This is a genomic window from Mesorhizobium sp. M7A.F.Ca.AU.001.01.1.1 (genome assembly GCF_004022735.1).
GTDB classification, from domain to species: Bacteria; Pseudomonadota; Alphaproteobacteria; order Rhizobiales; family Rhizobiaceae; genus Mesorhizobium; species Mesorhizobium ciceri.
The window spans coordinates 1,017-6,258 of sequence record NZ_RZPF01000015.1 but is presented as its reverse complement, the minus strand read 5'-3'; the positions used below and the strand labels follow the sequence as shown (position 1 = coordinate 6,258).

Annotated in this window: 4 protein-coding genes; 1 reads left to right on the top strand and 3 read right to left on the bottom strand. The window is 59.0% G+C overall.

Annotated elements, in window-relative coordinates:
• Window positions 1–32 precede the first annotated feature (32 nt).
• Window positions 33–1,661, bottom strand: a complete 1,629-nt coding sequence (locus tag EN884_RS02145) for a glycosyltransferase family 39 protein (RefSeq protein WP_013532497.1) — start codon at window positions 1,659–1,661, stop codon at window positions 33–35.
• Between the two features lie 211 nt (window positions 1,662–1,872).
• Between EN884_RS02145 and EN884_RS02140 the strand changes: the two genes are divergently transcribed.
• Window positions 1,873–2,490 (top strand): DUF995 domain-containing protein, encoded by a 618-nt coding sequence (locus tag EN884_RS02140; protein ID WP_245321910.1) that lies wholly within the window; start codon window positions 1,873–1,875, stop codon window positions 2,488–2,490.
• Between the two features lie 678 nt (window positions 2,491–3,168).
• On the opposite strand, the gene galE is transcribed toward EN884_RS02140, so the two are convergent.
• Window positions 3,169–4,248 (bottom strand): UDP-glucose 4-epimerase GalE, encoded by a 1,080-nt coding sequence (gene galE, locus EN884_RS02130; protein WP_013532494.1) that lies wholly within the window; start codon window positions 4,246–4,248, stop codon window positions 3,169–3,171.
• A partial coding sequence (locus EN884_RS02125) for a UDP-glucuronic acid decarboxylase family protein (protein ID WP_164894910.1) occupies window positions 4,245–5,242 on the bottom strand: 998 nt, incomplete at its 5' end. The genes EN884_RS02125 and galE, both read right to left, overlap by 4 nt.

Sequence of the window (5,242 nt, the reverse complement as noted above, 5' to 3'; positions counted from 1 at the left end):
CCCCAGCCCATAAGCCCAACGGCCTGACCAGATCAAGGCCGGCTGATTTCATAAATCAGGAGGTTGTCCGAATCCAGCCGCTTGGTCCCGATCTTGTTGAGATAGTCGATCACCCCGTCATGATGCTCGATGAACGGCCGTTTCTGACTGTCTTCGGCATCCTTTGCCACGCCGAACCAATCCGCGCCTTGCGTGCGAAGTTCCTCAAGCTGTGCTATCGCGATGGCATCGTCCTCGACGAACCTGGACCACTCCACGTCGCCGCCACCAGGCGGAAACACCCACCCGCGCGCCCTGCTGTAATAGACTGCGACGGGATCTCCCACCTCCGGAGCGATGGCCACGACAAGATCGCCAGGTTGGGCCCTGCGCGCCAGCTCGTCGCCAAGCAACTTTCCATTCATGGCGAAGGGCGCCTTCATCGTCCGGACGAGGGGAAAAGTCGACCAGACAAGCATAGCGGCCACGATGCAAATCGACCGCAGAATTATCCCAGGAGACGGAACGGTTTTGGCTCCAAGCGTCGCCAGGACGACCGCGCCACGGCCGCAAAACATCGCAAATGGCACATGGAATATATGATAGTTCCATGGATTGGTCGTGATCTCACGTGCCGCAGCGAGATAAACAACAGAGGCCGCTGCAAGCCATATGAAAGGTATGGCCGAAAGAGCGCGTTCTTTCGATTCCGCGACTGGCTGGGGCGGTATCCAGAATCCGACCGCCATCAAAATCATGAACGGATAGCCATAAAACCACCAGACCGACGTGTTCCAAACAGATTTGAAATAGAAATCGTTGCTGAAAAACGTCCAGAATCCAGAATCCCAGATGTATCCGCTGCCCGCGACATGAAAGGGCGGATAGGTTCGCCCGAGATAAATGGCCCAGCTGTAGTAGGCGCCGATGACGAACAGGCTGACCAGTCCGCTTATGAATACTTTGGCCGCATGCTTTCGCCGATTTTGCAAAAGCCAGCAAACCATCAGATAGAATATGACGCCTCCAGCAGCCAAACCCGGTGGTTTTGCAAGCACACCGAGGGAAAAGCTGGCTGTGGCGAAAGGGAGCAGCCACGCGCTGCCTCCCGTCCAGTATTTCGTGAAAAGCCAGACGCCCAAGGTTACCAGAGCCAGCATCGAGGGGTCGGGAAGAAACGAGCTGTCGATCATGATCGCCGCCGGCATCAGCGCATAGGCAAGTGCCGCGGCGTGGGCGTGCGTCTCGCCCCAGCATAGCGCCGTTAATCTGTGCAGTGAAAACACCGTCACCAAGCCGAAAAGGGCCGCAATCATGCGGCCGAACCAGTCGTGCCAGCCAAAGAGTTGGTAGAGTATGGCGGTCAGATAGCTGACGATCTGGAACTCGCGGCCCTGATAGCTTGGCCCGGGCCCGGTCCAGCTGACCTCGGGGAAGAAGATGTTCCAGCTGCGCTGCTGGAAATTGTCGGCCATCATCGCGGTACTTGTTTCGCGCCAGCTGAAGGCATCGACCAGCGGCAAGGTTATGTTGTGGAACCTGAACAGGATCGCAATGAACAGTATCCCCAGCAAGATCGCCATGTTGGGGCTCACGGTGTTGCGAGCAGTCGTTTCCCGGACGGTCGACTGCTGCCGGTATTGCTGACCTTCGGCCTGGTTCAATTCCGGGTCGCCCGCCATTTGAAACCGCGTCCTCCCTGACGTCTGCGGATGTTGCTTTTGAGTGCGATTGTCAGAGTTGGCAGAGCATATGACACATTTCTTAATTTTGACGACAGCGGGATGCGCACATCTGGAACGGTTGTTGTCCGTCCGCTCGCAAAGGTTGACATCACCGTTCTCGCGACTGTTAAATAGTTCATACGGCTGTCAGAGCGATGATAGTGCTACCTTGGGCAAAACGGGCATGCGAACGCCAATTGTACTGACAGCTCTGACCGGATTGCCACCGCATGGTGTCGACGGTCGACGCAAACATTGTCGGTTCGCAACTTGTATGCAACTCATGTTTCTCCTGGCCCTCTGCGGCCAGACGGCGCTTTCGGGAACGGCGCATGCGGCTGCCGCCAAAGACGGCAGACCAGCGGGAACGGTCATCGCACCGGCTCCAACTGCCTACGAGCTGCAGCTTCTTTATGCCGACCGCACATGGATATGGAAAAACGGCGCGGCCTTTTTCGCGCAGGACAATCGACGTCTCCAGGCCTGGACGTCCGGGCAGGACACCACGTCTGTCGCGGAGGGTAGATGGCTGGTGACCAAGGATGGCAAGATGTGCATGGAGCTCGCCTGGCGATCGAAAGGTTACACCGGCGAGCAGCACCGCACCTGCTACAGCCACCGCATTCAGGGCCTGAATATCGAGCAACGCAAGGATCCGGACGGGGAATGGTACGGTTTCAAGCGATCTCCCGAGGATCCTTCCGACGAATACAAGAAATTCGAAGCAGGCGACACCAAGGGCGCGCAGTTCGAAGTGACCCGCAAGCTGGTCGATGCCAAAAAGTAGGCCGCGCTTCCGGCCGCGCTGAGATGGCCGGGCTGTTCTTCCCGTGCGCCTGTCGTGGAACCCGCGAATCGCTTATGGTTGAGTGGCTCGGCAGGCGCTCGGCGCGCCGAGCGCATTTAGTCGCATTCAACTGCATCGCCTGGACGACAAGACGATGGCCTGCCATACGGTTTTGATGAAATTTAATAATTAGTGATATCTAATATAACGTGTGATGTGCGAGTGGTCACTCATGCGGCGTGGAAGCGGCCCAAGTATAGTATGTCGCAATGCGCCCCTGGCTTATACTTGATAGCAAGGGACAGAGGATGAGAAATTCCGCGAGCGTATTTCGCTCAAGCAAGAATGTCGTATCTATTGCCGCGGCTGTGGCGCTGAGCTCTATGGTTGCAGGTTGTCAAGGTATGGACGCAACTGAAACCGGTTCGGTCCTTATCAGGCCCATCGTCCACCCGGTCCGCAGTCAGCCCTCGGTCCAGCCCGTGCAGGCCAGATTTCTCGTGCGCTCGCTCCGGGCCGACCTTCCGATCCAGATGACAAGCACAATAGGGACCGAAAGTGCCTACGCCTTTGCACCGCCGCAACGGATCAAAGCCAGCACGCCGGCGCCGGTGAACATCTCGTTCAATCCGGGCGATGGCAGCACGTTCTCGGGCGGCTCGCCTTATATCTGCAGCCCTAGCGGATTTGGCCAGCGCGCGAACTGTCACCCCCGCTATCTCTGACCCGTCGGGCGACGACCGGCGCTGCCGCCCTCACTGGCGGCAGTTTCATGGGCCTGGTCTTCAGTCCGAAAAAGGGAGCGGCCGTCCTGACAATCGTATCGATGTCTGAAAGCTCCGGCACAAAGCCAAGATGTTCGCGTGCGCTTCCCGGGTCGGCGTAGAGCTCCGCCGGATCTCCGGCGCGTCGGCTCCTGAACACTGCCGGAACCGGCCTCGACGTGATTCGGCCGACCGCCTTGACAATCTCCTTGATGGAGACGCCCCGCCCTGTGCCGAGATTGACCGCAAGGCTTCGCCCGCCACCCTCGATATGCATGAGCGCTTTCAGGTGGGCGCGGGCCAGATCGGTGACGTGGATATAATCCCTTACGCAAGTGCCGTCCGACGTGTCGTAGTCGGTGCCGAAAACCTCGATCGCGTCGATGATGCCCGATGCGGCCATGAGCACTCTGGGAACCAGATGGGTTTCCGGCGAATGCCACTCACCGAGCTCGCCATCGGGATCGGCGCCACAAGCGTTGAAATAGCGCAGGATCGCAAATTTCATTCCGTACGCGGACGCATAGTCGCCGATGATCTGTTCACCCATCAGCTTGGTGCGCCCATAGGGGCTGATCGGATTTTGCGAGGAGGTCTCGCGAACCGGCAACGCCTCCGGCACGCCGTAGGTCGCACAGCTGCTGGAGAAGATGATGTTTTCGATCGAACTCGCGCGTGCGGCATCGAGCACCGCGATGGTGCCTGTCACATTGGTCGAATAATATTCGGCCGGCTCGCGAACGGACTCTCCGACATAGGCCAGCGCAGCAAAATGGATCACGGCCGTCGGCCGGTGCGTTTCCATCGCCCGCCGCAGTGCATCCCGATCCCGGATATCGCCGACGACAAGCGGCCCCCAGGCGACGGATCTCTCATTGCCGCGGCTCAGATTGTCGAAAACCACCGGCATGTAGCCGGCGGCGGCCAACTGCTTGCAGGTGTGGCTGCCGATGAAGCCGGCTCCACCCGTCACCAGGACCGCCGGCCGGCTCATGAAGCAGCAGCTCCTCTGGCGATGTGACTTCCGTAGAGCAGGGTATCAAAATACTCGACGGTACGCGCGAGCCCCTGGCTCAAGCTGATTTTCGGCTCCCAGCCGAGATTAGCCCTGGCAAAGGAGATGTCCGGCTTGCGTTGCCTGGGATCGTCGACGGGCAGCGGCCGATGCACGATCTTCGATCGGGCGTTGGTGTAATCGACGACCAGCGTCGCCAGTTCCATGATGGTGAATTCGGCAGGGTTGCCGAGATTGACCGGGTGGGCGGGCGCGTTCGGCGCATTCATCAGCCGGATAAAGCCCTCGATCAGGTCGTCGGCATAGCAGAAGGAGCGCGTCTGCTGGCCGCTGCCATAGACGGTCAGGTCCTCGCCGCGCAGCGCCTGGACGATGAAGTTCGAAACCACACGTCCATCGTCGGGCTGCATGCGGCGACCGTAGGTGTTGAAAATGCGGGCGACACGAATATCGAGACCATAGGTTCTCGAATAATCGAAGAACAGGGTTTCGGCCGAGCGCTTGCCTTCATCGTAGCAGGAGCGCGGCCCGTGCGTATTGACGTTGCCGAAGTAGCTCTCGGGCTGTGGATGCACGAAGGGATCGCCATAGACTTCGGACGTCGAGGCCTGGAATATCTTGGCCTTGTTCTGTCGCGCGAGTTCCAGAAGGTTCAGCGAGCCAAGCACGCTTGTCTTGAAGGTGTGGATCGGATCTGCCTGGTAGTGCGGCGGAGAGGCTGGGCAGGCGAGATTGTAGATCTCGTCGCACTGAAGGTCCGAAGGCAGTGCATCGACGATGTCGTGCTCGATGCAGCTGAAGCTCGGATTGCGCTGAAGGGCATTGAGATTGTATCTTTTGCCGGTGTGGAAATTGTCCAGCGCGACAACGTCGTATCCGTCCCGCAAAAGACGTTCGCACAGATGCGAACCTAAAAATCCCGCTCCTCCGGCGACAAGGGCGCGTCGTCGGCGGTGGCTGGCGTCCTTTTGGC